The sequence below is a fragment of the Paenibacillus sp. sgz302191 genome, from assembly GCF_057749925.1.
This window is the reverse complement of sequence record NZ_JBYLHY010000005.1, coordinates 273,202-298,045: the sequence shown is the minus strand read 5'-3', so window position 1 is coordinate 298,045 and position 24,844 is coordinate 273,202. Positions and strand designations below refer to the sequence as shown.

Annotated in this window: 23 protein-coding genes and 2 pseudogenes; 17 read left to right on the top strand and 8 right to left on the bottom strand. The window is 48.1% G+C overall.

Going from position 1 to position 24,844, the window contains the following annotated elements; genetic code table 11:
- The first annotated feature begins 3 nt into the window (after window positions 1-3).
- The 7 genes from AC3G2T_RS09840 (at window position 4) to AC3G2T_RS09810 (ending at window position 8,152) form a co-directional block, all read left to right on the top strand.
- Window positions 4-840, top strand: coding sequence for a carbohydrate ABC transporter permease (locus AC3G2T_RS09840; protein WP_488435313.1), 837 nt, complete (start codon window positions 4-6; stop codon window positions 838-840).
- A 56-nt stretch (window positions 841-896) separates the two neighbouring features.
- Window positions 897-2,015: a Gfo/Idh/MocA family protein gene (locus tag AC3G2T_RS09835; RefSeq protein WP_488435312.1), complete on the top strand. Its 1,119-nt coding sequence runs from the start codon at window positions 897-899 to the stop codon at window positions 2,013-2,015.
- A 222-nt stretch (window positions 2,016-2,237) separates the two neighbouring features.
- A complete protein-coding gene (locus AC3G2T_RS09830) occupies window positions 2,238-3,056 on the top strand; it encodes a helix-turn-helix transcriptional regulator (RefSeq protein ID WP_488435311.1) in 819 nt (272 codons plus the stop codon).
- Between the two features lie 5 nt (window positions 3,057-3,061).
- Entirely contained in the window at window positions 3,062-4,546 is a 1,485-nt protein-coding gene (locus AC3G2T_RS09825; protein WP_488435310.1) for a sugar ABC transporter ATP-binding protein, read from the top strand.
- A gap of 120 nt (window positions 4,547-4,666) precedes the next feature.
- Window positions 4,667-5,662: a substrate-binding domain-containing protein gene (locus AC3G2T_RS09820; protein ID WP_488435309.1), complete on the top strand. Its 996-nt coding sequence runs from the start codon at window positions 4,667-4,669 to the stop codon at window positions 5,660-5,662.
- 25 nt (window positions 5,663-5,687) lie between these two features.
- Complete coding sequence (locus AC3G2T_RS09815; RefSeq protein ID WP_488435308.1) at window positions 5,688-7,193, top strand: sugar ABC transporter ATP-binding protein; 1,506 nt, start codon at window positions 5,688-5,690, stop codon at window positions 7,191-7,193.
- Entirely contained in the window at window positions 7,193-8,152 is a 960-nt protein-coding gene (locus AC3G2T_RS09810) for an ABC transporter permease (RefSeq protein ID WP_488435307.1), read from the top strand. Before AC3G2T_RS09815 ends, AC3G2T_RS09810 begins: the two co-directional genes overlap by 1 nt.
- A gap of 87 nt (window positions 8,153-8,239) precedes the next feature.
- On the opposite strand, the gene AC3G2T_RS09805 is transcribed toward AC3G2T_RS09810, so the two are convergent.
- On the bottom strand, window positions 8,240-13,966 hold the full coding sequence (locus AC3G2T_RS09805; RefSeq protein ID WP_488435306.1) for an invasin domain 3-containing protein: 5,727 nt from the start codon (window positions 13,964-13,966) through the stop codon (window positions 8,240-8,242).
- 484 nt (window positions 13,967-14,450) lie between these two features.
- A complete protein-coding gene (locus tag AC3G2T_RS09800; protein ID WP_474679942.1) occupies window positions 14,451-14,924 on the bottom strand; it encodes a hypothetical protein in 474 nt (157 codons plus the stop codon).
- Window positions 14,925-15,496: 572 nt separating this feature from the next.
- On the opposite strand from AC3G2T_RS09800, the gene AC3G2T_RS09795 reads away from it, so the two are divergent.
- From AC3G2T_RS09795 to AC3G2T_RS09775, 5 genes and pseudogenes are all read left to right on the top strand, one after another.
- Entirely contained in the window at window positions 15,497-16,537 is a 1,041-nt protein-coding gene (locus AC3G2T_RS09795; protein WP_488435305.1) for an NAD(P)-dependent alcohol dehydrogenase, read from the top strand.
- A gap of 184 nt (window positions 16,538-16,721) precedes the next feature.
- Complete coding sequence (locus AC3G2T_RS09790; protein ID WP_474679944.1) at window positions 16,722-17,114, top strand: MerR family transcriptional regulator; 393 nt, start codon at window positions 16,722-16,724, stop codon at window positions 17,112-17,114.
- A gap of 86 nt (window positions 17,115-17,200) precedes the next feature.
- Window positions 17,201-17,266: pseudogene (locus AC3G2T_RS09785) on the top strand (TetR/AcrR family transcriptional regulator); the annotation flags it as partial.
- Between the two features lie 6 nt (window positions 17,267-17,272).
- Window positions 17,273-17,686: a TetR family transcriptional regulator C-terminal domain-containing protein gene (locus AC3G2T_RS09780; RefSeq protein ID WP_488435366.1), complete on the top strand. Its 414-nt coding sequence runs from the start codon at window positions 17,273-17,275 to the stop codon at window positions 17,684-17,686.
- A gap of 573 nt (window positions 17,687-18,259) precedes the next feature.
- Window positions 18,260-18,970, top strand: coding sequence for an SIR2 family NAD-dependent protein deacylase (locus tag AC3G2T_RS09775; protein ID WP_488435304.1), 711 nt, complete (start codon window positions 18,260-18,262; stop codon window positions 18,968-18,970).
- A gap of 439 nt (window positions 18,971-19,409) precedes the next feature.
- Here the strand turns inward: AC3G2T_RS09775 and AC3G2T_RS09770 are convergent, their stop codons facing one another.
- The 6 genes from AC3G2T_RS09770 to AC3G2T_RS09745 all read right to left on the bottom strand — a co-directional run bounded on the left by AC3G2T_RS09770 (window position 19,410) and on the right by AC3G2T_RS09745 (window position 21,515).
- Window positions 19,410-19,589: a transposase domain-containing protein gene (locus tag AC3G2T_RS09770; RefSeq protein ID WP_488435365.1), complete on the bottom strand. Its 180-nt coding sequence runs from the start codon at window positions 19,587-19,589 to the stop codon at window positions 19,410-19,412.
- A 23-nt stretch (window positions 19,590-19,612) separates the two neighbouring features.
- Entirely contained in the window at window positions 19,613-19,855 is a 243-nt protein-coding gene (locus tag AC3G2T_RS09765; RefSeq protein ID WP_474679948.1) for an IS66 family transposase, read from the bottom strand.
- A gap of 133 nt (window positions 19,856-19,988) precedes the next feature.
- A complete protein-coding gene (locus AC3G2T_RS09760) occupies window positions 19,989-20,114 on the bottom strand; it encodes a hypothetical protein (protein ID WP_488435364.1) in 126 nt (41 codons plus the stop codon).
- Window positions 20,095-20,229 (bottom strand): hypothetical protein, encoded by a 135-nt coding sequence (locus AC3G2T_RS09755; protein WP_488435363.1) that lies wholly within the window; start codon window positions 20,227-20,229, stop codon window positions 20,095-20,097. The genes AC3G2T_RS09760 and AC3G2T_RS09755 overlap by 20 nt, the downstream gene beginning before the upstream one ends.
- A gap of 141 nt (window positions 20,230-20,370) precedes the next feature.
- Window positions 20,371-20,694, bottom strand: a complete 324-nt coding sequence (locus AC3G2T_RS09750; RefSeq protein ID WP_488435303.1) for an IS66 family transposase zinc-finger binding domain-containing protein — start codon at window positions 20,692-20,694, stop codon at window positions 20,371-20,373.
- Window positions 20,695-21,080: 386 nt separating this feature from the next.
- Window positions 21,081-21,515 carry a hypothetical protein gene (locus AC3G2T_RS09745; RefSeq protein WP_474679951.1) on the bottom strand — a complete coding sequence of 145 codons (435 nt, stop codon included), beginning with the start codon at window positions 21,513-21,515 and terminating at the stop codon, window positions 21,081-21,083.
- Window positions 21,516-21,936: 421 nt separating this feature from the next.
- On the opposite strand from AC3G2T_RS09745, the gene AC3G2T_RS09740 reads away from it, so the two are divergent.
- The 5 genes and pseudogenes from AC3G2T_RS09740 (at window position 21,937) to AC3G2T_RS09720 (ending at window position 24,760) form a co-directional block, all read left to right on the top strand.
- Window positions 21,937-23,070 (top strand): MBL fold metallo-hydrolase, encoded by a 1,134-nt coding sequence (locus tag AC3G2T_RS09740; protein WP_488435362.1) that lies wholly within the window; start codon window positions 21,937-21,939, stop codon window positions 23,068-23,070.
- A gap of 16 nt (window positions 23,071-23,086) precedes the next feature.
- Window positions 23,087-23,653 (top strand): annotated as a pseudogene (locus AC3G2T_RS09735) (sulfurtransferase TusA family protein); the annotation flags it as partial.
- A 27-nt stretch (window positions 23,654-23,680) separates the two neighbouring features.
- Window positions 23,681-23,902 (top strand): sulfurtransferase TusA family protein, encoded by a 222-nt coding sequence (locus AC3G2T_RS09730; protein ID WP_488435361.1) that lies wholly within the window; start codon window positions 23,681-23,683, stop codon window positions 23,900-23,902.
- Window positions 23,903-23,929: 27 nt separating this feature from the next.
- A complete protein-coding gene (locus AC3G2T_RS09725; protein WP_488435302.1) occupies window positions 23,930-24,412 on the top strand; it encodes a DsrE/DsrF/DrsH-like family protein in 483 nt (160 codons plus the stop codon).
- An 87-nt stretch (window positions 24,413-24,499) separates the two neighbouring features.
- Complete coding sequence (locus AC3G2T_RS09720; RefSeq protein ID WP_474679952.1) at window positions 24,500-24,760, top strand: metal-sensitive transcriptional regulator; 261 nt, start codon at window positions 24,500-24,502, stop codon at window positions 24,758-24,760.
- Window positions 24,761-24,844 lie beyond the last annotated feature (84 nt).

Sequence of the window (24,844 nt, the reverse complement as noted above, 5' to 3'; positions counted from 1 at the left end):
TTTTTGAACAAAATATGTTCGGTCGGCAGGATGCTGATCATGATGGTGATCGCGATGATCTCCGTTGCGCCTATTGTTTGGATGGTGGCCGGCTCGTTTCGCCCGTATCAGGAGCTGTTTAAATATACGTCGCTTCAAATACACTTGCTTCTGCCGGTAGAGTGGACGACCCGCAACTACGATAACGTCATCTTTAATGCACGAAATCCGTTCCTTCGTTATATATGGAACACATTTTTCGTGGCAACAACGGTAACGGCGCTTGTGCTCGTGATTAATTCCTTGGCTGCCTTTGCCTTTGCCAAGCTTCGTTTTCATTTCAAAAACGTCGTCTTTGCTTTGTTCATGTCCGCCATGATCATTCCGGGTGAAGTGACGCTCGTCCCGAACTACTTGTTGATGCACGATCTGGGCTGGCTCAATTCCTATAAGGCGCTAATCGTGCCTTCGATGCTGTCCGTATTCGGCATTTTTATGCTGCGGCAGTTTTTCGCGGAGGTTCCTGACGAAATGATGGAGGCGGCCCGCATGGACGGAGCGAGCTTGCCGCGTACCTTCGTTTCCATTGTGCTTCCTGCGGCCGTACCGGCGTTAATTACACTAGGCTTAATGACGTTTCTCGGTAACTGGGACTCCTATCTTTGGCCGCTCATCGTGATCAACGATCAGAAGATGCAGATGATTCAGGTGGCTATTTCCGCGTTTTCTTCCAATGAAGGGACGGATTGGTCCAAAGTCTTGGCAGCGAACACCATCTCCACCGTGCCGATTTTGCTGCTGTTTCTGTTCCTTCAGCGTTATTACATTCAAGGCATCACAATGTCCGGCATTAAAGGGTGAATGAACAATACAGCTATTTCCTCAAAGGAATAGCGGGAAATGGGGGGCTCCTGAAAATGAAGCTTGGTTTTATCGGCTGCGGCGTGATTTCAATGGCCCATCTTGAAGGGCTGGAACAATTGAAGCTGGAAGGCAGAACGACCTTCGATTTGACTGCTGTTTGCGATCTGAGGCTGGACCGGGCTGAGGCGTTTGCGGCGGTGGCGGAAGCGAGGCTCGGCAGCAGGCCTGCTGTGTATACGGATTATCGGCGGATGCTGGAAAAAGGCGGGCTGAACGCGGTTTCCGTTTTGCTGAATCATGATCTGCATCATACCGTGGCCGAGAACTGTTTTGCCGCCGGAGTTCATGTGCAAATGCAAAAACCTCTCGCCATTTCCCCATTATTCGGAAGAAAGATGGTAGCCGATGCGAAGTCGTACGGTAAGGTCTTGACCGTATCCGAGCCGAGTGTGTTGGGAAGTGCCAATGTGGCGATGGTCCGGGCAGTCAAGGACGGAATGATCGGTTCTGTGTACATGATACTCGACTACGCGACGGTTACGCTCGGCCGCAAGTTTTTCGCAGGAACGGCATGGCGCCATATGAAGGGTAGAGCGGGAGCAGGGTGGATCAATGATCATGGCGTGCACCGAACTCATCTATTTACCGAATTGAACGGCCCTGTCAAAGAAGTATTCGCTTATACGGATATTTTCGAGAAAACGTTGACTGACGGTGAAACCGTCATACATCCTACCGGAGAAGATACGTCGGTAACGGTGTTCCGCTATGAAAACGGCGGACTGGGGCATTGGATGTGCAGTACGGCTGCACATGGAGAAGCTGTCGGCGGAATGTGGATTTATGGCAGCAAGGGCTGCCTCCGTCCCGGTCAGCATGTAAAGCTGGAAGATGGGATGGTTATTCCGATGTCGGAAATTATCGCGCGATATGCTCCCGACACGGTGCAAAACCCATTCGCCCATTCATATGTTGAATTGTGGGAAGCAATAGCGGAACAAAAGGAACCGATTTCGAGCGCGGAAAAAGGCCTTGAAGCACTGGGGGTTGTATTTGCGGCACTGGAGTCGGCGACGACCGGTCAACCCGTTCTTCTTCAGGACATTCTCCTCGGCAAGAAGCACGTCTATGAAGATACGGTGCTGGTAGAAATGAATTCCTTCAGTCGGTAATGGAGACAACGCCGGTCTTTACGGTGCGTTGGCTCTAGGGCTAAAGGCGGCAGGAGGCATATAGCGGCAGGAACCGGGGATTGCACCCGGTTCTTTTTTTTAACAAAATACCGAAATAATTTTGCCCATTTTGCTGATTGTATGCAGAGTTTGAATCCGATAAGATAAATTGAAAACGTTTTAGGTACCAGCATTTGTCGAATTTTGAGGGGGGAGAAACGGTTGGGCGAACAACAAAAGCTATTCATCGATCCGCCGGCTCTCCTTTCCATCAAGCTGATTACGGAGAATGATAGCTTTCCTATCCCTATTCGCACTCAGGAATATACCTCTCTTTTTTATGTGAAGGAAGGATATTGTACGGGTATGAACGATCATGCCAGCTATGCTCTGAAGAGCGGAGAAGTGCTGCTGATACACCCGAGAAGCGAGATGAAGCTGCATGCGGCGGAATCCCAATCGTTGAAAGGAATCTTGGTCTCAATAGGAATTCATATCAACGGCAGATCGAAGGGGAGTCTGGTCGAGCAAGAAGGGCGTCCCGTACTTGCCTTAGGTATAGAACGTCAAGCCGTTGAAAATTACTTGGAAACGATTCGCCGGGAATTTGAGAACTTCCATTTGGGCTCTTCCGAAATGATCAGCAGCAGCCTGCAATCGCTTGCAGTTATATTAATCCGGCAATGGGAAAGGCCGCATCAAGCAAATACAGCATCGTTAGGTCAACTGGTGAAGGGATATATCGAGGCTCATTTTGAGAAGGAATTGACGTTAGCTGAGCTGGCCAAGTTGGTTCATGTGAGCCCGCATCATTTAGCTCATGTTTTTAAGGATGAAACCGGAATGGCTCCCATTCGATATGTCATTCACTGCCGCATTGAAGAAGCGAAAAAATTGTTGACGAGTACCGATATGAAGGTTTATGAGATTGCAGAAAGAATCGGTTACCCTAACTTGACCCATTTCAATCAAATTTTCAAAAAAATGTCGGGATTGTCGCCCAGAGAATTTCGCAAAAGTCGGGATAACCGAAAGGGGTGATTGCCTTGCTCAAGCTAAAATCCATAAGTAAAAAATTTCTTAATGTAAAAGCGCTTGAAAAGGTTGACTTCGAGTTGGCGCCAGGTGAAATACATGCGCTCATCGGTCCGAACGGGGCGGGAAAATCGACCTTAATGAAAATATTGACGGGTATTATCCAACCCGATGAAGGACAAATCGAGCTGGACAATGCCCCTATTCAAATCAGATCGATACAGGATGCACAATCGTTGGGGATTGCCATGCTGCAGCAAGAACCTGTGTTGGTACCCGATTTAAGCGTGAGCGAGAACATTTTTCTTGGGGTGGAGCCGTGCATGGCCGGCATCCTTCCACGCTTTCGTTATATGAAAAATGAAAGCCGAAGTCTACTCAAAATGCTGGGATTTTCCGTTCACCCGAGTACTCTGGTAAGAGACCTGACTTTCAGTCAACGGTCTATTGTTGCCATCGCAAAAGCTTTAGCTGTCAAATCAAAAATTTTGATCATGGATGAACCGACATCCTACTTGTCCGGTGTAGAAAGCGCGAGGATGTTCGACGTGATACGAAAGCTGAAGGAACAGTCGGTTTCCGTCGTGTTTATTACGCATCGCATTAAAGAAATTTTGGAATATTGCGACCGCGTAACGATCATGCGCGATGGCAGCAGGGTGCTCACAACCGATATCAAAGGTATGACGCATGAGCATTTGGTTCAATTGATGCTCGGTCATCACTTCGAGGATTATTTTCCCCCTATTTTGGAGGGAGAGGGTGAACCCTTATTTGAAGTGAAGGGGTTAACCAAAAGGCCGCATTTTTACGATGTGAACTTGAAGCTGCATGAAGGTGAAATTTTGGGAGTGGCGGGTCTGGTCAGTTCCGGCAAATCGGAATTGGCGAGAGCGCTGTTTGGACAAGACAAGAACGTGAGCGGGTCGGTGTTATGGAAAGAAGAGCAGATTCGTTACAAGGATATTTTGAATTCAAAGGCGTTTCGTATTGGGCTGGTCCACCAAAATCGGATGGAGGAAGGATTGTTCCACGAAATGGGTGTGAAAAGCAACCTGACCATATCCGCATTAGACAAGATGCTGAAAGGCCGGCTGTTAAGCCCGAGGCGCGAGCTGGATGCAGCATTGGATACGGTAATTGACCTGGGCATTAAGGTAGATTACATGAATCAAGAGGTTCGATATTTAAGCGGGGGCAGTCAACAAAAGGTCATGCTCGGGAAGTGGCTCGTATCGGAATGCGATCTTATTATCCTTGACGAGCCGACCAGGGGGATTGATATGGGGAGCAAGGGTGAAATCTATGCTGCGATTCACGAGCTGGCGGCGGAAGGGAAGGGCATTATTGTTTTTTCCTCCGATGTACCGGAGTTACTCGGATTATGTACAAGGATAGCTGTCATGTATGAGGGTACGATGGTTGCGGAATTGCATCGTAATGAAGCGACGGAAGAGAATATATACAGGCTTGCTACAGGATCTCCGCTTGAGTAAAGTATATCGCAAAAAAACATAAGGATGGCGCAAGATACAGTCTGTGAATTCGCTTCCAAATCCCGGAAAATGGAACGTGTAAGCGAGATTCAAACATTCATAATTTGGGAGGGTACAGCAATGAAAATGGTGAAAAAAGGGGTCGTCGCCATCCTGGCGCTCGTTATGATGTTGGCGCTGGCTGCTTGCGGAGGAAACAATGAGAACAATGCCAAAGGTGCTGGCGGTAATTCTTCCGGCGAAAATAATAAGGCCGGCAAAAAAGTGATCGGCATGTCGTTCCCGGCTGCCGACCATGGATGGCTGGGCGCCATCATCAGCAATGCGAAGGATGAAGCCAAGGCTCAAGGGATCGAGTATGTCATTACGACAGCAGCCGATCCGAACAAGCAAACGAACGACATTGAGGATCTGATCTCCAAGAAAGTCAATGCGATTGTGCTGCTGCCGATCGAAAGTGACGCGATAACGCCTGCCGCGGCGAAGATCAAGGCGGCGGGCATTCCTTTGATCATAGTGGACAGGGAAATCAACAGCGATAATTTTACTGCTTTAATTAAAGGCGACAATAAAGGAATCGGGAGAGGCGCAGGGAAATATTTGTCGGAAGTTCTGGGAGGAAAAGGGAAGATTGTTGAAATCATCGGTGTACCTTCAAGTGTAACGACAATGAGAAGCGAAGGCTTTAAAGAAGCGATCAAAGATTACCCGGGCATGGAGATTATCTCAAGCCAGCCCGGTGATTTTCAGAAGGAAAAATCGCTGAACGTGATGCAAAACATACTGCAAGCTCAACCGCAAATCGACGCTGTATTTACTCATGATGACGAGATGGCTCTTGGCGTACTGCAAGCGGTTAAAGAAGCCAACCGCACCGATATTAAAGTGATCACCGGGACAGGCGGAAACAAGGAAGTGTACAAAATGATTCAAGACGGCAGCAGTCTGATCAAGGCAACCTTTGAATATTCGCCTCTGATGGTTAAAGATGCGGTAAAAACAGCTGTGAAAATCTTGAATGGCGACAGTCCCGCAAATAAAGTGATCACATTGGAAGCGAACCGAATAACGAAGGACAATGTGAATCAATATTACGATCCGAATGCCAACTACTGATTACATGCAATGCGGGGAGAAGCGGATGAAGGAACATGTACTGCAGATGCTGGATATCTACAAATCGTTTAATCAAGTTCCCGTTCTGAAAGGCGTTGAACTGCTTGTCCAAAAGGGCGAAATTCACGCTTTGTTAGGTGAGAATGGGGCCGGCAAGTCCACATTGATGAATATTTTGGGCGGCGTATTGCAGCCGGATCGGGGAGATGTGGCCGTTCAGGGGGAGAAGGCTCATTTCGCGAATCCTCGGGCATCGAAGCAGAAGGGGATCAGCTTTATACATCAGGAGCTGAATGTCGTTGCCGATTTGAAGGTATATGAAAATATGTTTCTAGGCAATGAATTGACGAACCGGTTTGGCTTCTTAAATGTAGCTGATATGTGCAGTAAAACGACGGAAACACTCCATCGAATGGGAATCGAGATCGACCCAAGAAAATATGTCAGAGACATCGGAGCATCTTATAAGCAAATTATTGAGATCGCTCGGGCTTTATTGGATAATGCGAGGATCATCATCATGGATGAACCGACGACATCCTTAACCGAGCACGAAGTTGAGAGTCTCATGCGAATCATGCGCACATTGAAGGAATCCGGAGTAAGCATCATCTATATTTCACACAAGCTAAAAGAAATATTTCAAATTTGCGACCGATTCACGGTACTGCGCGATGGTTATGTAGCGGGTACAGGAGATATCCGGGATGCCGATGAGGAAAGCATTACGAAGCTGATGGTCGGGAAAACGGTGGGCGGAATCGAGTATTACCGGCAAAGGAATATAGGCGCGGAAGCGTTGAGTGTGAAACAGCTAAGCTGCGGCCGGATTTTCAAAAATATTCATTTTTCCGTGCATAAAGGTCAAATTCTCGGCTTTGTCGGTTTGGCCGGCGATGGAAGAACGGAGTTGTTTGAAAGCATTTTTGGATTCCGAAATAAAACGAAGGGTACGATTTCCGTCAATGGCGTTCCTCGCCATATAAAAAATACCAGACAGGCTTTGCAAGCGGGAATTGGCTTCGTTCCAAAGGATAGAAAAGAAAATGCCATCATTAAGGATATGAACGTGTTGCAAAATATGAGCATCTCTGCACTGGATCATTTTTCGCGGAGCGGTTTGATTAGATCGAAAGAAGAAAAAGCGAAATTTGCTGAATATCAAGAGATGTTGAACATTAAAGTGACCGACCCCAGTGTCCTGATTACCGCACTTAGCGGAGGAAACCAGCAAAAGGTCATTCTTGCGAAATGGCTTGAGGTTGATTCGGACATTCTCGTGTTCGATCAGCTAACGCAGGGGATTGACGTCGGGGCCAAGAGCGAAATTTATCACTTGATTATGGGATTGGCGGAAAGGGGCAAGGCCATTATTCTTTTATCGTCTGAAGTTCCCGAGCTGCAGAAGCTTTGCGATGAAGTGAAGGTCATGTACCAAGGCGAGATCGCAGCCACACTGTGCAGAGATGAAATTACTGAAGAAGCGGTAATGCTTTATGCGACCGGCGCCAAAAGAGAGGGAATAGCATAATGAACCTGAATAGTAGGACTCAACCTTTTATGCGTCACATGAACTGGTTATGGTCGGAATATAGCGTAATCATCGCCTTTGTAGTGATCGTTCTGTTCGCAGTCGTCGTGAATGGAGGAGATTTTGCTTCATATAACAACCTGGTAAATATTTTGCGCCAAGTTTCCATTATTGGGATTATTTCGCTAGGTATGTCGGTGGTGATGCTATCCGGGGGCATTGATCTTTCTGTTGGCGCGGTTCTTGCCTTTATCGGGGCCATTACGATCATTATACTGAATGATACGGGAAGCATTCCCATCGCATTATTGACAGCGCTCGGGGCGGGGGCGGCCATCGGATTCCTTAATGGAATCATGATTACCAAGGGGAAGATTGCTGCATTCATCGCTACTCTCGGTGTCATGGCTGCAGCCAGGTCGTTAGGGCTCTACATAGCGAATGGCGGGAGCATTGCCGGGAAAGTCAAGGGTTACACCTTGATCGCGAACAATGAGCTTTTTGGCATCTCATATCCGATCATCATTTTCCTGGCGGTTACCATTGTGATTTATGTACTCTTGCATAAAACCAAATTCGGCAGATATGTTTACGCCATTGGCAGCAATGAACGGGCGGCGCTGCTTTCCGCGATTCGGGTCGATCGAGTGAAGATCGGCGTATACATGCTATGCAGCATACTTGTGGGATTGGCTGCCGTTATCGAATCCTCAAGACTGAACTCCATATCCTCCGCAAGCTCGGGATTATCGTACGAATTGGATGCCATTGCAGCTGTTATTATTGGCGGCACCCGAATGACAGGCGGGCGCGGCAAGGTCATCGGCACATTTTTCGGAATTTTGATCCTGGGCATTTTAAATAATACGATGAATCTGATAGGCGTGTCGCCTTATCTTCAAGGTCTGGTTAAAGGGCTAATTATCATTATTGCCGTGCTGCTGCAAAAGAAAGATTAGAAGCGGAAGGGATTTTTCCATAAATTGCTGAGGATAGTCAAGATGACCATACATCTAAAAGACGAGCCGTCCGGCTCGTCTTTTGTTTCATTTTTTTCCATTGATTAATCTTGCTTTTAATAGTACCCGGTAAAGGAGCACGGTCGTCTCGGCACGAGTCAATGACTTTTGAGGACGCAGCTCATGTCCATACCCCTTCACCAGACCCTCTTTAATAGCTGTACGCATCGCATCGCGCGCCCAGTCGCCAATTTGATGGCTATCGGCGTAGGCGGTTAAATCCGTTTGCTTACCGGGAGTTATCGAAGCGGCATTGGCCAGTCGCAGTGCTCGAAAGAACGTTACGATCGCTTCTTGGCGCGATACCTCCTGATTTGGACCAAACGTTCCATCTTCGAAGCCATCCATAATTCCGTATTCTTTAACTGCTGCAACAGCGCCGCTGTACCAGCTCGACTTGGCTACGTCCCGGAAAACGGCGTCATCTCCTTTTTCCGGCAAACCCAACGCCCTTGCAAGCAAAGAAGCGAGTTCTGCGCGAGTGATAGCAGTTTCAGGAGCGAATCGGGTTCCATCTACACCATGTACGATCATTCTGCTATTCATATCGCCAATTTCAGCTTGGGCCCAGTGTCCTTGAACGTCTGTTAATTGGGACGGTTTGTATACCAGTACAAAAGCGCTGTTCGAGAAACTGCGAATAACGGCGGCCTGCCGACCATCTACTTTGGTAAATTCCGTCGGCACCGGACGCACATCGGGTTTCCGATCCCAAGCCATGGCCGTTGAAACCGTTCCGACATCCGTCGGCAAGTAAATGATCCTCTCCACATAACGGCTGAAGCTGGAAATCTCTTTTGTCTCGCCATGACGCGTTACATGCACATTAAAATAAATCGGACCCGCCGCCAACCGGAAACCGCCTTTATTTGCCGCATCCTGCAGTCCAAGTATCGCTTCGTCATTGCCACGCCCGATCGTTATTTGAGCTTCCGTATCGTTCGTCCAATCCGATTCCCGGTTTACGATCTCAGAAAGCGGCAGGCGATATTGGCCGTGTTGTGTTTTTAAAGCAATGACAGTTGCTTTCTCAGCAATGAGCGTGACAGCTTTGCCGGGAAGCCGCAGAGTTATTTTGTCCGCCACATCCTCAACCGCAATCGATAGATTCGCTTGAAATGCGGCAGATAACGGGTCAAGCGCTCTGTTTAGAATGTCTGTATCTAATAGAATATCGATGGATTTCAATCCATTCGCATCTATTTGAACCGAGGCTTTCACGGAAACCTTTTTGTCATTTATCGCTATCAGAAGCCAATTGTCCGGAAACGAATCGCTCGAAAGATTTGCAGCGCCTGAAGGACTAGTTGAACCGGAACTGGAACCGGGAAGGGAATTGGAGCTTTCGGTTGAACGAATCACGTTGAGGGTATACGTTTTAGTTGAACCGTCTTGAGCTTTGACAATGACCTCGAACGTGTTTTGGCCCGTTACAAGCGGATATTCATTTGTAATCGAATGGCTTGCTGCCTGCAATCCGTTCACATAGACGGCGGAATAAACATCCGAGGTTGTCAGCATCATTTTCAAACCTAATACCGAATGATTTACATTCACCGTATAGTTCGTAATCCCCGGATTAAAATCAAACTTCGCCGCCCCACCCAAGCCTGTAAGCTGCCAGCCGGTCAAGTTCGCATTGCCGCTCAAAGGAACGATGTTCGTAACCTCGATCAGGCTGACGTTCGCATTGCCGGCCGCATCTGCCACATAGACCGAATAAATCCCGTTCTTTTGCACGGTAAAACGGTCCGTGATTTCCACACCCATCTTATCGAAATCGGCGATCGAACGTCTTCCTGCCGCCCATTTGACCGACGAAACGCTATTGAATTCACCGTATACGGATGCAGTAACCGTTATGGTCACACTCCCAAAGGTTGGGCCGGCAGGATCCTCTTGCAGTCGGATACCCGGAGGCTGATCGTAAGTAAACACAATCTCCACGGTTTGATCTAGCGATAGTCCGCTTGCTTCTACTTTTGCAAAATAAACAACGTTCTCCGCTACAGTATTGCTCACCGTGTAGGCAGCTATGCCATCCGCATTGGTTACTCCGTAAACTGCCTGGATGATCGACCGTCCGTTTTTCGCTTGAAGACTCACTCGTTTGTCGGCTAGCGGATGGCCGTCTGCGTCCTTGAGCGTTACAAAGATCGAAGCGGTGCTTTTGCCATCTGCCCGAACGACCAGATCGCTTGCGGTGAGCGTTGAGTGAGATGCGCTCATGTCTCTCTCCATGAACTGAACGCTGGCCGTCGCTGGTATCGCACTGCCGCCGACCGATGCGCTGATCGTCGCGTTGCCGACTGTCGTCGGAGCCGTGAGAGTCGCCGTGTAGGTGCCGTCGGCGTTATCCGACACGGCGCTTAGCGTGCCCAACGTCGAGTTGATGACGACCGCCGACCCTCCGGTCGACAAAGCGTGTCCCTGAGCGTCCTTCAACTTGACGGTCACCGCCGTCTGGCTTGTCCCGTCAGCGGCAAGCGAAGCGCTGCCCGCATCGACAGTGCTGTTCGCCGCCGACGGCGCGCCCGGCACGAACTGAACGCTGGCCGTCGATGCAATCGCGCTGCCGTCGACCGTTGCGCTGATCGTCGCCGAACCTATCGTCGTCGGAGCCGTGAGCGTCGCCGTATAGGAGCCGTCGGCGTTATCCGACACGGCGCTTAGCGTGCCTAGCGTCGAGTTGATGACGACCGCCGACCCTCCGGTCGACAAAGCATGTCCCTGAGCGTCCTTCAGCTTGACGGTCACCGTCGTCTGGCTTGTCCCGTCGGCGGTAAGCGAAGCGCTGCCCGCATCGACACTGCTGTTCGCCGCCGACGGTGCGCCCGGCAAGAACTGAACGCTCGCCGTCGATGCAATCGCACTGCCGTCGACCGTTGCGCTGAGCGTCGCCGAACCTATCGTCGTCGGAGCCGTGAGCGTCGCCGTATAGGAGCCGTCGGCGTTATCCGACACGGCGCTTAGCGTGCCTAGCGTCGAGTTGATGACGACCGCCGACCCTCCGGTCGACAAAGCATGTCCCTGAGCGTCCTTCAACTTGACGGTCACCGTCGTCTGGCTTGTCCCGTCAGCGGTAAGCGAAGCGCTGCCCGCGTCGACAGTGCTGTTCGCCGCCGACGGCGCGCCCGGCACGAACTGAACGCTCACCGTCGATGCAATCGCGCTGCCGTCGACCGATGCGCTGATCGTCGCCGTACCTATCGTCGTCGGAGCCGTGAGCGTCGCTGTATAGGAGCCGTCGGCGTTATCCGACACGGCGCTCAGCGTGCCAAGTGTCGAGTTGATGACGACCGCCGACCCTCCGGTAGTCAAAGCATGTCCCTGAGCGTCCTTCAGCCTGACGGTCACCGTCGTCTGGCTTGTCCCGTCAGCGGCAAGCGAGGCGCTGCCCGCGTCGACAGTGCTGTTCGCCGCCGACGGCGCGCCCGGCACGAACTGAACGCTGGCCGTCGACGTTATCGCACTGCCGTCGACCGATGCGCTGATCGTCGCCGTACCTATCGTCGTCGGAGCCGTGAGCGTCGCCGTATAGGAGCCGTCGGCGTTATCCGACACGGCGCTCAGCGTGCCAAGTGTCGAGTTGATGACGACCGCCGACCCTCCGGTCGACAAAGCGTGTCCCTGAGCGTCCTTCAGCTTGACGGTCACCGTCGTCTGGCTTGTCCCGTCAGCGGTAAGCGAAGCGCTGTCTGCATCGACAGTGCTGTTCGCTGCCGACGGCGCGCCCGGCACGAACTGAACGCTGGCCGTCGATGCAATCGCGCTGCCGTCGACCGATGCGCTGATCGTCGCCGTACCTATCGTCGTCGGAGCCGTGAGCGTCGCCGTATAAGTGCCGTCGGCGTTATCCGACACGGCGCTTAACGTGCCTAGCGTCGAATTGATGACGACCGCCGACCCTCCGGTCGACAAAGCATGTCCCTGAGCGTCCTTAAGTCTGACGGTCACCGTCGTCTGGCTTGTCCCGTCGGCGGTAAGCGAAGCGCTGTCTGCATCGACAGTGCTGTTCGCTGCCGACGGCGCGCCCGGCACGAACTGAACGCTAGCCGTCGATGCAATCATGCTGCCGCCGACCGATGCGCTGATCGTCGCCGTACCTATCGTCGTCGGAGCCGTGAGCGTCGCTGTGTAGGAGCCGTCGGCGTTATCCGACACGGCGCTTAGCGTGCCTAGCGTCGAGTTGATGACGACCGCCGACCCTCCGGTCGACAAAGCATGTCCCTGAGCGTCCTTCAACTTGACGGTCACCGTCGTCTGGCTTGTCCCGTCAGCGGTAAGCGAAGCGCTGCCCGCATCGACAGTGCTGTTCGCCGCCGACGGCGCGCCCGGCACGAACTGTACGCTGGCCGTCGCTGGTATTGCACTGCCGCCGACCGTTGCGCTAATCGTCGCCGTACCTATCGTCGTCGGAGCCGTGAGCGTCGCCGTATAGGAGCCGTCGGCGTTATCCGACACGGCGCTTAACGTGCCTAACGTCGAGCTGATGACGACCGCCGACCCTCCGGTCGACAAAGCATGTCCCTGAGCGTCCTTCAACTTGACGGTCACCGTCGTCTGGCTTGTCCCGTCAGCGTTAAGCGAAGCGCTGCCCGCATCGACAGTGCTGTTCGCTGCCGACGGCGCGCCCGGCACGAACTGAACGCTAGCCGTCGCTGGTATCGCGCTGCCGCCGACCGATGCGCTGATCGTCGCCGTACCTATCGTCGTCGGGGCCGTGAGCGTCGCCGTATAGGTGCCATTTCTATTGTCCGTCACAGGGCCAAGCGTACCTAACGTCGGAGTGATGGCGACCGCCGACCCTCCGGTCGTCATGGCTCGTCCCTGAGCGTCCTTCAGCTTGACGGTCACCGCCGTCTGGCTTGTCCCGTCAGCGGTAAGCGAAGTGCTGCCCGCTTCAACTGAGCTGTTCGCCGCCGACGGCGGGCCCGCCAAGAACTGTACCTTCGCTGTCGACGGTACCGCACTACCGCCGACCGTTGCGGTGATCGTCGCCGTACCGACCGTGGCCGAAGCAGTGATCGTCGCCGTGTAGGTACCGTTATTGTTGTCCGTTACGGGGCCAACCGTCCCCGCCGTCGAAGTGATGGTGACAGGTAGCCCCCCGGTCTTCCAATCGTTGCCCTGCGCATCCTTCAACCTCACGGTAACTGTCGTCTTACTTGTCCCATTGGCTGCGAGACTGGACTGCGCGCTGTAAACCTTACTCTCCTCCAAGGATAACGAATAATCCGGAATCATGTAGGTCCTGAAGGCAAGGTCATATCCCGCAACAAAGGAGTATCCTCGTTTATAAGGATCGCCAGTACTGCCGTACCATTCAAAACCCGTAGTGCTTCCTCCATTTTCCGAGGAAACAACCATTCTATACAACGTAGCTTTCTTCAAATAAGGCGGCGCTCCTGAGAAATCGACCGTTATCCAGCCTGCACTGTACGACGTCAATTGTGCTGTAGCAAGCGGTGTCGCGAGATTATCGTTCTTATAAATACTCACCTTTATTGCGCCGGGCGATCCGGAAATATTATCTATCCATAGATCGATCTTATTGAGCTCGCCCGTAATAGCCGGGGTAAAAGTTTGATGACGGGGGGAATCGCGATTTACTACCCATACATTTCCTGCCTTATTTGCCTGCTCTTGATCTAAAACAGGCGAATCCGCAGCAAACCCATTCCCGCCGGGAGCCACTCCTAAAATAAGCACGAATACAAGAATCCATCGCTTATTTTGATTCGAGCCTTTCATCCATATCCTCCGTTCTTGCCCTCGATGTTACAGACTTTTGCATTTCAATTACCCTCAGCCAAGCCCCCGGTTATTCTCGGAAACACCCCGCGCTTACCGCTGCCATTATTCGACAAAATCAAGCATCTGCGTTCCTCCAAAAGTTTTCCGGCATGTTTTTTCGCTCCGCAACACACCCGATCCCCTCTATATTGTACCTCGTCCAGATCTACAAAATGGAACTTTTTCTATAATTTTGAGAAAAACCTGTATCGTTAAAAAAATGTTTGTTTATGTCGTTTTTTGTCAATAAATTCAAGAACTTTCTTTACAATAGAATGTAGTTGGACTTCTGTCAAGATAGAGGGTGCAATCTGAGAGAAAAGCTTTGGGCTATGCGGTGAATCGCACGGATGGCGGCTAAGTGATGAACTTGAAGAACACGACGAAAACCGCAACAAAAAAACTGGGTGATCCCAAGCCCAGTTTTTTTGAAAAATGTTAATTAGTTAGTGGCGGCAAGAGTGATATCATCTGTGTTGTAATTGAGGATGTCTTTATTGCTTTGAATCAAGTTTGGCAAGTTTAAACCGCCACCGCCGTTGATTCCGAATTGGCTGCCAATTTTGTAAGTAGCATAAGTTTTTACAAGATTTCCCGAAGCATCATATTGATAAACGATTGCGGGAATGTTCGGAGAGTGGTCAGAGTAGAGAACTTGACCGTCATGACGAAATACTTGTTTGCCGTCTTTTGCAGCAGAGGTGTCAAATGTTTGTTTATCGACAATAAGAAGGCTGTATTTTGTTCCCGTTTCATTTTGGCCAAACACGTAATATTGAGTCTCCAAATTGACTTTGGAGGCAATAGCGCTATTCAACCATTGCGGAGCCGTTGTTGTACTGGCACTTGCCATACCTGGAAGAACCAACAATAGGATTGCAGTCAGTGCTAAAAATAGATGAGTGATTTTTTTCATACTTTCTCTCCTTTGCCATTTGGGTATGTATGTATCCAAAACAGCTTAGCCATTTTGGTGGGATCACAATTGCCGGATTAAAAACGAATTCAAGAATGATATGAAATAATAATAGGACAAAAGTTGGTAATTTTCGACAGTATTTGTTGTTAGAATGTGTCAAATTATTGGCTTAATTGTCGTCCTTTGTTAAATATTGGCTGTTTTTAAATTATAAATCAGATTATGATCTGTATGCAATGCAAAATTTCACTGCTGTTTAAAGAAATTGAGTTCGCCGGTGTTATTTTTTGCGGAAATCAATTATGCATCGCTTACATTCGCCTTTTGCGTGAGAAAGCATCATCAGGTAATGATGATGCTTTTTTGGTGTCATCTTTACGGTGGAAGTCCCAAGCTGCATATCAAGCAGAAGGGTATTGACTTGGAGTTAACTCCAGAGTGTAAGCTTTTCTATATAACCGGAGAGAGGATTTGATAAATGACATTTAATTTCATTTGTTCATTAAATTGCAGGTGGCTGAATAGGTCAGCGGCCTCACATTTTCCAAGAGAGAAGGAGTAGAGAAATCATGTGCAGAACCCATGTTCTAAGTGTCTCAAATGCTAAAGCGCCATTTGAAAGGACTACTATTGAGCGGAGAGAATTACGACCGGATGACGTCTTAATCGATATTAAGTTTAGTGGTATTTGCCATTCCGATATTCATAGTGCATTCGATGAGTGGGGGGGTGGCATGTTCCCGATGGTTCCCGGTCACGAAATTGCAGGTGTCGTGACGGCTGTCGGACCGAAAGTTACGAAATTTGCCGTTGGCGATCGCGTTGGCGTTGGCTGCTTTGTTGACTCCTGCGGAGAATGTGAATATTGTCTTCGCGGCGAGGAGCAATTTTGTACAAAAGGCGTAATCAACACATATAATTCATTGGATTATGACGGCAATCCAACATATGGCGGCTACAGCCAGAAAATCGTTGTAAAGGAAGATTTCGTTGTCCGCATTCCGGACGCACTGGATTTGGATGTTGCAAGCCCGCTTTTATGTGCCGGCATCACCACGTACTCTCCTTTGAAACATTGGAACGCCGGTCCGGGCAAGAAGGTTGCCATTGTAGGAATGGGCGGGCTTGGCCACCTGGCGGTGCAATATGCGCATGCTTTGGGTGCGGAAGTAACGGTCTTGAGCCAGTCTTTGAATAAGAAAGACGAAGCCCTGAGTTTTGGTGCGGATCATTACTTTGCAACCAGCGATCCCGCTACATTTAGCGAGTTAGCCGGTCGTTTTGACCTTATTTTAAATACCGTGTCTGCAAATCTCGACGTTGATGCGTATTTATCCCTGCTTCGTGTAGACGGAACGCTTGTAAATGTTGGCGCACCAAGCCAACCGGATAAATACCATGTATTTTCCTTAATCATGCGTCGTCGCAGCATTGCCGGTTCACTCGTTGGCGGAATCCGAGAAACGCAAGAAATGCTCGATTTCTCCGCTCAACATGGCATTGCCCCTAAAATTGAGGTAATCCGCGCTGACCAGGTAGACGAAGCTTATGAGCGTGTTCTCCGCAGCGATGTGCGGTACCGATTCGTCATTGACATCTCTACCCTGTAACTTGTAAAGATGCTTTTATCATCTTGAAGCGGCTTTGATGAGAGGTGGGTTGGCCAGTTATTTGGTTAGCCCATCTTTTATTTCCTGAAATTAAGTTTCACGCAATTTAAAAAAGGTGTTTTTTCCTCTTGACTTGGAGTTAGCTCCAAATGCAATAATATCTGATATCAGGAGGTGAAACCGCATGGCGGTGACAATTGCACAAGTAAGTGAAAAATTTGATCTTTCGCAGGATACGCTCCGCTATTATGAACGGATCGGACTGATTCCTCGTGTGAACCGCAATAAAAGCGGAATCAGAGATTATTCGGAAGAAGATTGCAGGTGGGTCGAATTCGTCAAATGTATGCGAGGTGCAGGTCTTTCCATTGAAGTATTGATTGAATATGTCGGGCTGTTTCAACAAGGCGATGAGACCGCTGAGACAAGGAAAGAGCTGTTGATCGAGGAGCGTAAGCAGCTCGCTGAAAGAATGGAAATTATGAAGAAAACATTGGAACGTCTGGACTACAAAATTTCAAGATATGAAGAGACCATAGGCGAAACAGAAAAAAATCTAAAAAGACCGCAGGAATAAAACGGCAATCGATAGCTGCTCTATGAGCTAGTTGGCTTTTAATCGAATAAACGTTTATTATAGACTCATGCTTTTCCGATATATCCATGTCCAAGATCGCCAAGCGAGCGAACGTGTCGCCATCGACCATTTATGTGTATTTCGAGAACAAGGAGGACATGCTGGGCAAGCTGTTTTTGAATGTGAAACAAAAAATGAGTTCGACAATGTTTGCGGGAATAGATGAATCCATGCCCGTCAAAGCCGGACTTGAGTTAGTGATTAGAAACTACATCACGTTTATTTTTGAACATAAAGATGATTTTTTATTCCTTGAACAATTTAACAATTCACCGCTTGTTGAGAATTTGAATCTGGAAGACGTCGATTTGATGTCCCAGCCGTTTTATAAGCTAGTTGAGAAAGGCAGGGAACAACTGCTGTTTAAAGATTGCGATGATAGTTTGTTGTTCGTATATATTCAAAATCCGTTATCAGAACTGGCTAAATTGCATTTCAAGGGCGATTTTGAATTTACAGATAAGAATGTGAAGGACTTGGTTCAAATGTGTTGGGATGCCATTAAAGCATAAGTGTGTCCCTCTTTATTTTGATCGTAAATAAACGAACGTTCGATTAAAATTATGTTATCCTCTCTGGAGAATGGATATTACGAAAGGAGGTGATTATGTTCTGAACCCAAACGCAATCTTTGAAACAACTGAAAGGAGTACCTCAAATGACAAAAATCGTTCGCCTGCATGCTTTTGGAGGACCTGAAAATAAGGGGGAAGAGGTTTCAAATGACTGCGATGGCTTCAACCTGTCAAAAGTGTTTATTTCTATTTAAGTTCCTCCGTTTTCCTAAACAAATAGGGAGCGTTATTCCGAGCTCAAAGGCATTGGTGAAAAAGATGGTTTCCTCCATCCCTTGGGATGAGGTGCATCACGCCGCAGAGCTCGGAGCCGGCACAGGGCCCGTTACCCGATTCATTCACGGGATTTTCATATTGTCGACATTCATTTAGTCATGGGAAATATCCCTCCGGCTTTCGTATATGTGTGCCGAAAAAAAGAAATGAACGGCCAGTAGTGTTGATTTGTATTGACTTGGAGTTAACTCCAGAGTGTACGATAGTTTAAATCCATAATTGGGAGGAACAGGAGTGGAGGGAAATTATCAGACGCGCATAGACAAGGCAAAAAAGGCGATAGAAGAGGCTGAATATATTTTGTTAGGCGGTGGGGCAGGCTTATCTGCCGACATGTATTCGTCGGCTTTTTACGCGTTTCGTACACAGGAGGAAAGATGGGCGTACTGGGCCAAACATATCAGCCTCAATCGTTATGAAACCGGCCCTACCAAGCTTTACAAGGATTTATATCGGTTGGTTGAAAACAAAAAATATTTCGTCATTACAACCAATGTCGAAAGCCGGTTTGAGAAGGCGGGATTTCCGCCATACAAAGTATTCGAGCTCCAGGGCAATTGCGGCTACCTGCAATGTGCAAAAGGCTGCCATGACAAGCTGTATCCTAATGAAGGACTGGTAAAGGACATGATTGAGACGACAGTTGATTGTAAAATACCATCCGAGCTCGTTCCCACATGTCCTGTCTGTGGCGGCGAGATGGTTCCAAGAATCAACCGATACTGTGTACACGATGAGAAGTGGGATGAATTAGAAGCGCTGTACAAAGACTTCGTACTGGATTCCGTAGGAAAGAAGAGGGTCTATATGGAGTTGGGTGTTGAGCGTGAAAACCTAATCCGATTGAAACAAGATCATCCGGGGAGCTTTGAGGAAAATGAAGATAGCGCCGTGGCATTCACCGAAGACATGCAAGAGGTTGTATCGGCTTTAATGAAGGTTTAGGAGTAGAGGGGGAATGTGTTACCATCCGTTTCCATTCAATAACCAAGCGGCTCTGCCGCACCGTCTGATGACTCATTTTGATATTCTAAGTAAAGAAATGTCATAAACTTCATGACATTTTTTAGATAAGTTTTTTTTTGGAAATTAAGGTAGTGTGGTAAAATAGTAGTGGTAAATACATTAACGATAGGAAGGAAGTGTTGAACTGTGCGAAATAAAAAATATTGGATCCTTTTACCTCCTTTTTTGTTGGTTGCAATATTTATGGCATTTTATTTACCACGGGAATTAAGACCCTTTACATTAATTGTAGCAGTAGTATTTTGGGTAGTACATTATATTTGGGAACATATTGAGAAAAAAAATAAAGAAAAAAAAATTAATAACCCCTGAATTTCGAAAGCTATAAAATCAAGAGCGAGCGTCAAATAGCCCCCACCTAGTAATCAGATGGGAGCGAGTGTATGATGAAAAGAGATTTTTCTTTCGGGTTTGCAAGCTGAGGCAATTGCTCAAACAGGTATACAAGGTACCTGAACGGATGCAGGCCGTTTTCTTTTGCCGTCTCAATCTCGCTGTAAATGGCTGCACTTGCTGTAGCTCCCCGCGGGGTATTCACAAACAACCAATTTTTGCGCTCAATCACAACGGCTTGATCGAACGTTCACTGCGGTTGTTGTCTATTTCAAGACGCCCGTCCTTCAGAAACGCGGTCAACTTCTCCCCCTGATTCAGACTATAAGCAATCGCTTGGCCGATCAGGCTCTTGGGCATCGTCCGGGTTTTCTGCTGGCGCAGCCACGCATAGTAAACGGCTTGCATCGCTCGGCCCGTTCCAGGTGGCTCTCTCCGGGTGTAGCTTCCCTGCAGATCTCGCTCAATCACAAAGAGCTGATTGCAATACGCCAGTCATTGGGCTGATATTCGGTTTCCGGATTGCCTTTGGCCTCCGGTGCCGCTTTTATCGTTTCGTCATATCTACGCCGTGCATGCGTCCAACACCCCACCAGGCCTTGCGTCATCCCACGTTCGGTATAACCACAGATACGAGGTGGGATTCCGCCGACTTCCCTGGCTCCGGCAATACCTGTAGTGTCGTCTCGTCCACATGTAGCTTGTCTTGCTCAAGCAGATACCGCTTCATTTCCGACACCATCGGCATCAGCCACTTGCTCAGTTCCATAGATCATCCAGTTTGCCATCGTTTGTCGCGATAACGTATAACCCAATCGGGCAAACTGCCGCTCCTGCCAATGCAGGGGCAGGTCGTCTACGTATTTTCTGACACATCACATGAGCCATCGCCGAAGGTGAGGCCAGAAAGCCCGGATACACAGGCTTTGGCATCGGAGCGGTCACGATCGGCGTCTTGATTGCGTTGCGTACGCAATGACGGCAAGCTACACCTGTCTTACATGACGAAGGACCTTTACTCGCGGAGGCACGATGGCGATTTCACTGCGAGTCTCGTTACTCATCTTATGCAGCGAACCGCCGCAACAGGCACAGATTTGCTCGCCTTCCGCAAGTTCGTACGTTACCGTTTCAATCGGTAGCTTGGATAGATCCTTTTCACGCTTGCCGGTCGTTTTCCGATACTCGTAGGCCCTTCTCCATTTCAGGCTCTTGTCCTCAAGGCGTGGCCAGCATTTCCGATTACTGTGAAACGATTCGATACGAGCAATGTCATAACAATTTTCTTTACAGCTCATGCTGCTGTTCATGGAATAGACCTTCAACTGTTTCTGCGCTCCCGAATTTCTAAGTCCAACCCTAAAGAAGAGTATTGTCGTTAATCTTTAGCTCACGGGCTACCTCTGCCACCAGGTGCGTGCATAGCAGATGGTTTTTCGTTTCCCGCGCTTCGCGTGGGAAACGGGCTGAAGCCCATAAAAAAAGAAAAAGGATAAACCCATCGTCAAGTTTAATTGACGTGGGTTTATCGGGCCATTCTGAAACTAAAATTTTTGATGAAGATTTGGTTTATTAAAAATTCATGGTTTGGTTGAGGGCAGAAAAAGTAGTTATTTAGAATTACGAAAAATATTTGATGACTTGATTTAAGATGTTTCTGTTAAAGCATCTTACGCCTTGCGTGGGGCTTAATTTATTAATAAACTGCCTCGTATGTTACGATTGTTGAATACGAAGTATGCACTTTCGCGTCTTTAATGGTAACTAAGACTCTCATATCGTGATCTGCTGCATACACCACTTCATTTTTATACTGTGTATTAGCGGAAAGTGTTGCAGCTAGCGTAGGTAACCATGCATTAGGACCTAAAAAGCTTGCTAAAGCTTCTGCTACTGTTGCGTATGGACTTGTTAAACCTTTCATATTAGCTGCCAGGTCTTTTACTTGGTCTTTTGAAAGGTAGTAAGAGCCAAGCACAACATAATCGTCGCTGCTCGTTGTTGCACTTCCGCTGTTGATATAATCACTTGCGTATGCACTAGTAGTAGCAATATTTGCTACAGACAAAAGACCACTAATCCCCATGGTTAAAGATAGTGCAATAGCTGTCCTCTTAATAAATTTATTCATTTTAAATCCTCCTAAACAAGTTATTTTTTCCTACTTTTGTAAAATCCCTCTCCAATTCCGATTATATCACCCATATTTTTCTAATGCAATTTTTACCAGTAACTTTCATATATTACTAATACAATTTTCACTAATAGATTTCATATATATGTATTGGTTAAAAATATAAATCTATATAACGTCTTGTCTCAATGGTTGATCCGCTTTTTTTTGTATGATTATTTAATAGCAAGGGTTGACGAAGCAGAGAACTTTTATTATATTGTCTATATACCTATACGGGTATATGTAATTAAAGGGGTGAGCACCTGTGTTAAACAGGAATTTTTTTTGCGATTTTTAATACCCTATGGGGTATATGGCGGGCCTAGTGGCAATTCGGATCTTAACTTGATTCATGGAGGGATTATTCATGGGAAATATTCATTTGAAGGCTATGCAGGCATCGGAACTTGCTAAAAAAACGATAAACAACGTACCCACTTTTATTCTGGATGTGCGGAATGAAGCGGACTATAACGACTGGAAAATCCAAGGGAATGAAATTGATTCGATCAACGTTCCTTATTTTGATCTTTTGGACGGTGTCGCTGCTGTTATTCCCCGGCTTCCGGACGATCGTGAGATTGTGGTCGTGTGTGCGAAAGAAGGTTCTTCCATGTTTGTAGCGGAACAGCTGGTGGAGCATGGGCAAAACAATGTGTCCTATTTAAAAGGCGGAATGAAGTCATGGAGCGAGCACTTGGAACCTGTAAAAGTAGGCGATCTGAAGAACGGAGGCGAAATTTATCAATTTGTCCGGATCGGCAAAGGCTGTCTCTCTTATATGGTCATTTCAAACGGTGAAGCAGCCGTCATTGATGCCGTCCGGATGACCGGCGTGTTTGAAGATTTTGCCAAGGCTCGTCATGCAAGCATTAAATATACGATCGATACTCATCTTCATGCGGATCATATTTCCGGCGGTCTGCAACTGGCCGAACAAACAGGAGCTTCCTATTGGCTGTCGCCTAAAGATGCAGATGAAGTTGTCTTCGATTATATGAAGCTTGAAGAAGGAAATGTTCTCACAGTAGGAAATACGGAAATCCATATTCAACCCGTATATTCGCCGGGCCATACCATTGGCAGTACATCCTTGATCGTCGATAATCAGTATTTGCTTACAGGGGATATTTTATTTGTCCGATCGATTGGGCGTCCCGATTTGGCTGGCAAAGCGGAAGACTGGGTAGCAGACCTCAGAAAAACATTATATGAGCGGTATAAACAATTGCCCGAGCATTTGATCGTGCTTCCGGCTCATTTTGGCCGTGTTTCGGAATTGGGTGAAGGCGGCAAAGTTTCTGCGCGGTTAGGTGACTTATATCAAGATAACGATGGATTGAAAATAGCAAACGAATCAGCATTTAGGCGGGCTGTAACCGAAAATCTTCCTCCGCAACCTAATTCTTATGTGCAGATAAGGCTCGCCAATATGGGGAAAATCGCGCCCTCGCCGGAAGAACAACGGGAAATGGAAATCGGCCCGAACCGATGCGCAATCCAAGATTAAAAAAGGAGGTTAACCGATGACTAGTTGGCGTGCAGACCGCATTTTAGTGTGTGTTGGACTTGCTTGTCCGCTTCCGGTAGTTCAAACCAAGAAAACGATAGAGGAACTGAATCCCGGAGAAGTGCTGGAGATTCGGGCTACCGATAAAGGCTCTATTGCCGATCTTCGGGGGTGGGCCGCTCGTACAGGACATCACTATCTTGGGCTAAATGAAGAGAATGGCGTCATTCATCACTACATTCGCAAGGCCGGCGTATCCGAGACGCATGAAGAAATCAACCATCCGCATACGGCGACGAATCTGGAGGTTCAATCCAAGTTAATGACTGGAGAGCAATTGATTATCCTTGATGTGCGGGAGCCTTCCGAATATGATTCGGGGCATATCCCCGGCGCGGTTTCGATCCCTCTGGGAGATCTGGAAGAAACAATGACCCGGCTGGACCCGGACAAAACGTATTACTTGGTATGCCGTACCGGCAACCGGAGCGATATGGCCTGCCGGAAGCTTGCGGAAAACGGGTTCAAAAGTGTTGTCAATATTTTGCCCGGCATGTCTCAATGGGAGCACGAAGTGGAAAAAAACAATCATTTTGCAGGAGGAACAGAAATGGCGCACTTAATTGTCGATGCTAAAGGTCTTGCATGTCCGATGCCGATCGTAAAAGCTAAAAAGGGTATGGCCGCGTTGGAACCAGGACAAATCATGGAACTTCAGACGACCGATAAAGGTTCGATGAAAGATTTTCAGGCATGGGTTCGGCAAACCAAACACGAGCTGATTGAAGCAAAAGAAGAGAACGGAGTATTTACGTTTATAGTGAAAAAATGATAACGATACAGGGCGTGGGTGAACGAAATGGATTCGGCAAAGGAAAAAACGACGATTGTTCTTTTCAGCGGGGAACTCGACAAAGCGATCGCTGCGTTTATTATAGCTAACGGCGCCGCGGCATATGATCATGAGGTTACGATTTTCTTCACGTTTTGGGGTCTTAACGCACTTCGCAAAGATGAAGCCGTTCAAGTCAAGAAGGGCTGGCTGGAGAACATGTTTGCAAAAATGATGCCTCGCGGCGCCGATAAACTCGGATTGTCCAAAATGAATTTCGGCGGAATAGGCCCCCAAATGATCAAGCACGTCTTGAAAAAACACAATGCGCTGCCGCTGCCGCAATTAATTGAACTGGCTCAAGAACAAGGCATCAAGCTGGTAGCCTGTACGATGACGATGGACTTGCTTGGCCTGCAGGCGGAAGAGTTGATGGACGGCATACACTACGCAGGCGTTGCCGCCTATTTGGGTGACGCCTCGGATGCAAGAGTGAATCTGTTTATTTAGTCTCTCCTTGCGCTTCCTCTATATTGTTTTCCGAAGTTACATCGGTAATAATATACCTATACAGGTATGTTGGAAGGAAGGGTTGCTATGAAATATGATGACGATGTAAAAAAAAGGCTAAAACGCGTGGAAGGGCAAATTCGCGGAGTTTTAAAAATGATGGAAGAAGAGCAAGATTGCAAGGATGTGGTCAGTCAAATCTCTGCTGTCAGAAGTGCGGCGGATAAAGCGATTGCCTACATTGTTGCGGTTAATTTGGAGAACTGCATTCGCGAGGAAAAGGAAGCCGGAAGAGATACAAGCAAAATGGTCAGACAAGCGGTCGATTTATTGGTCAAAAGCCGCTAATATTGAAGGCAAAGATGACGTCCCGGGAATCGGGGCGTCATTTTTAGGTTTAGGCTTATGACTTGGACTGGACAACAATTTAGT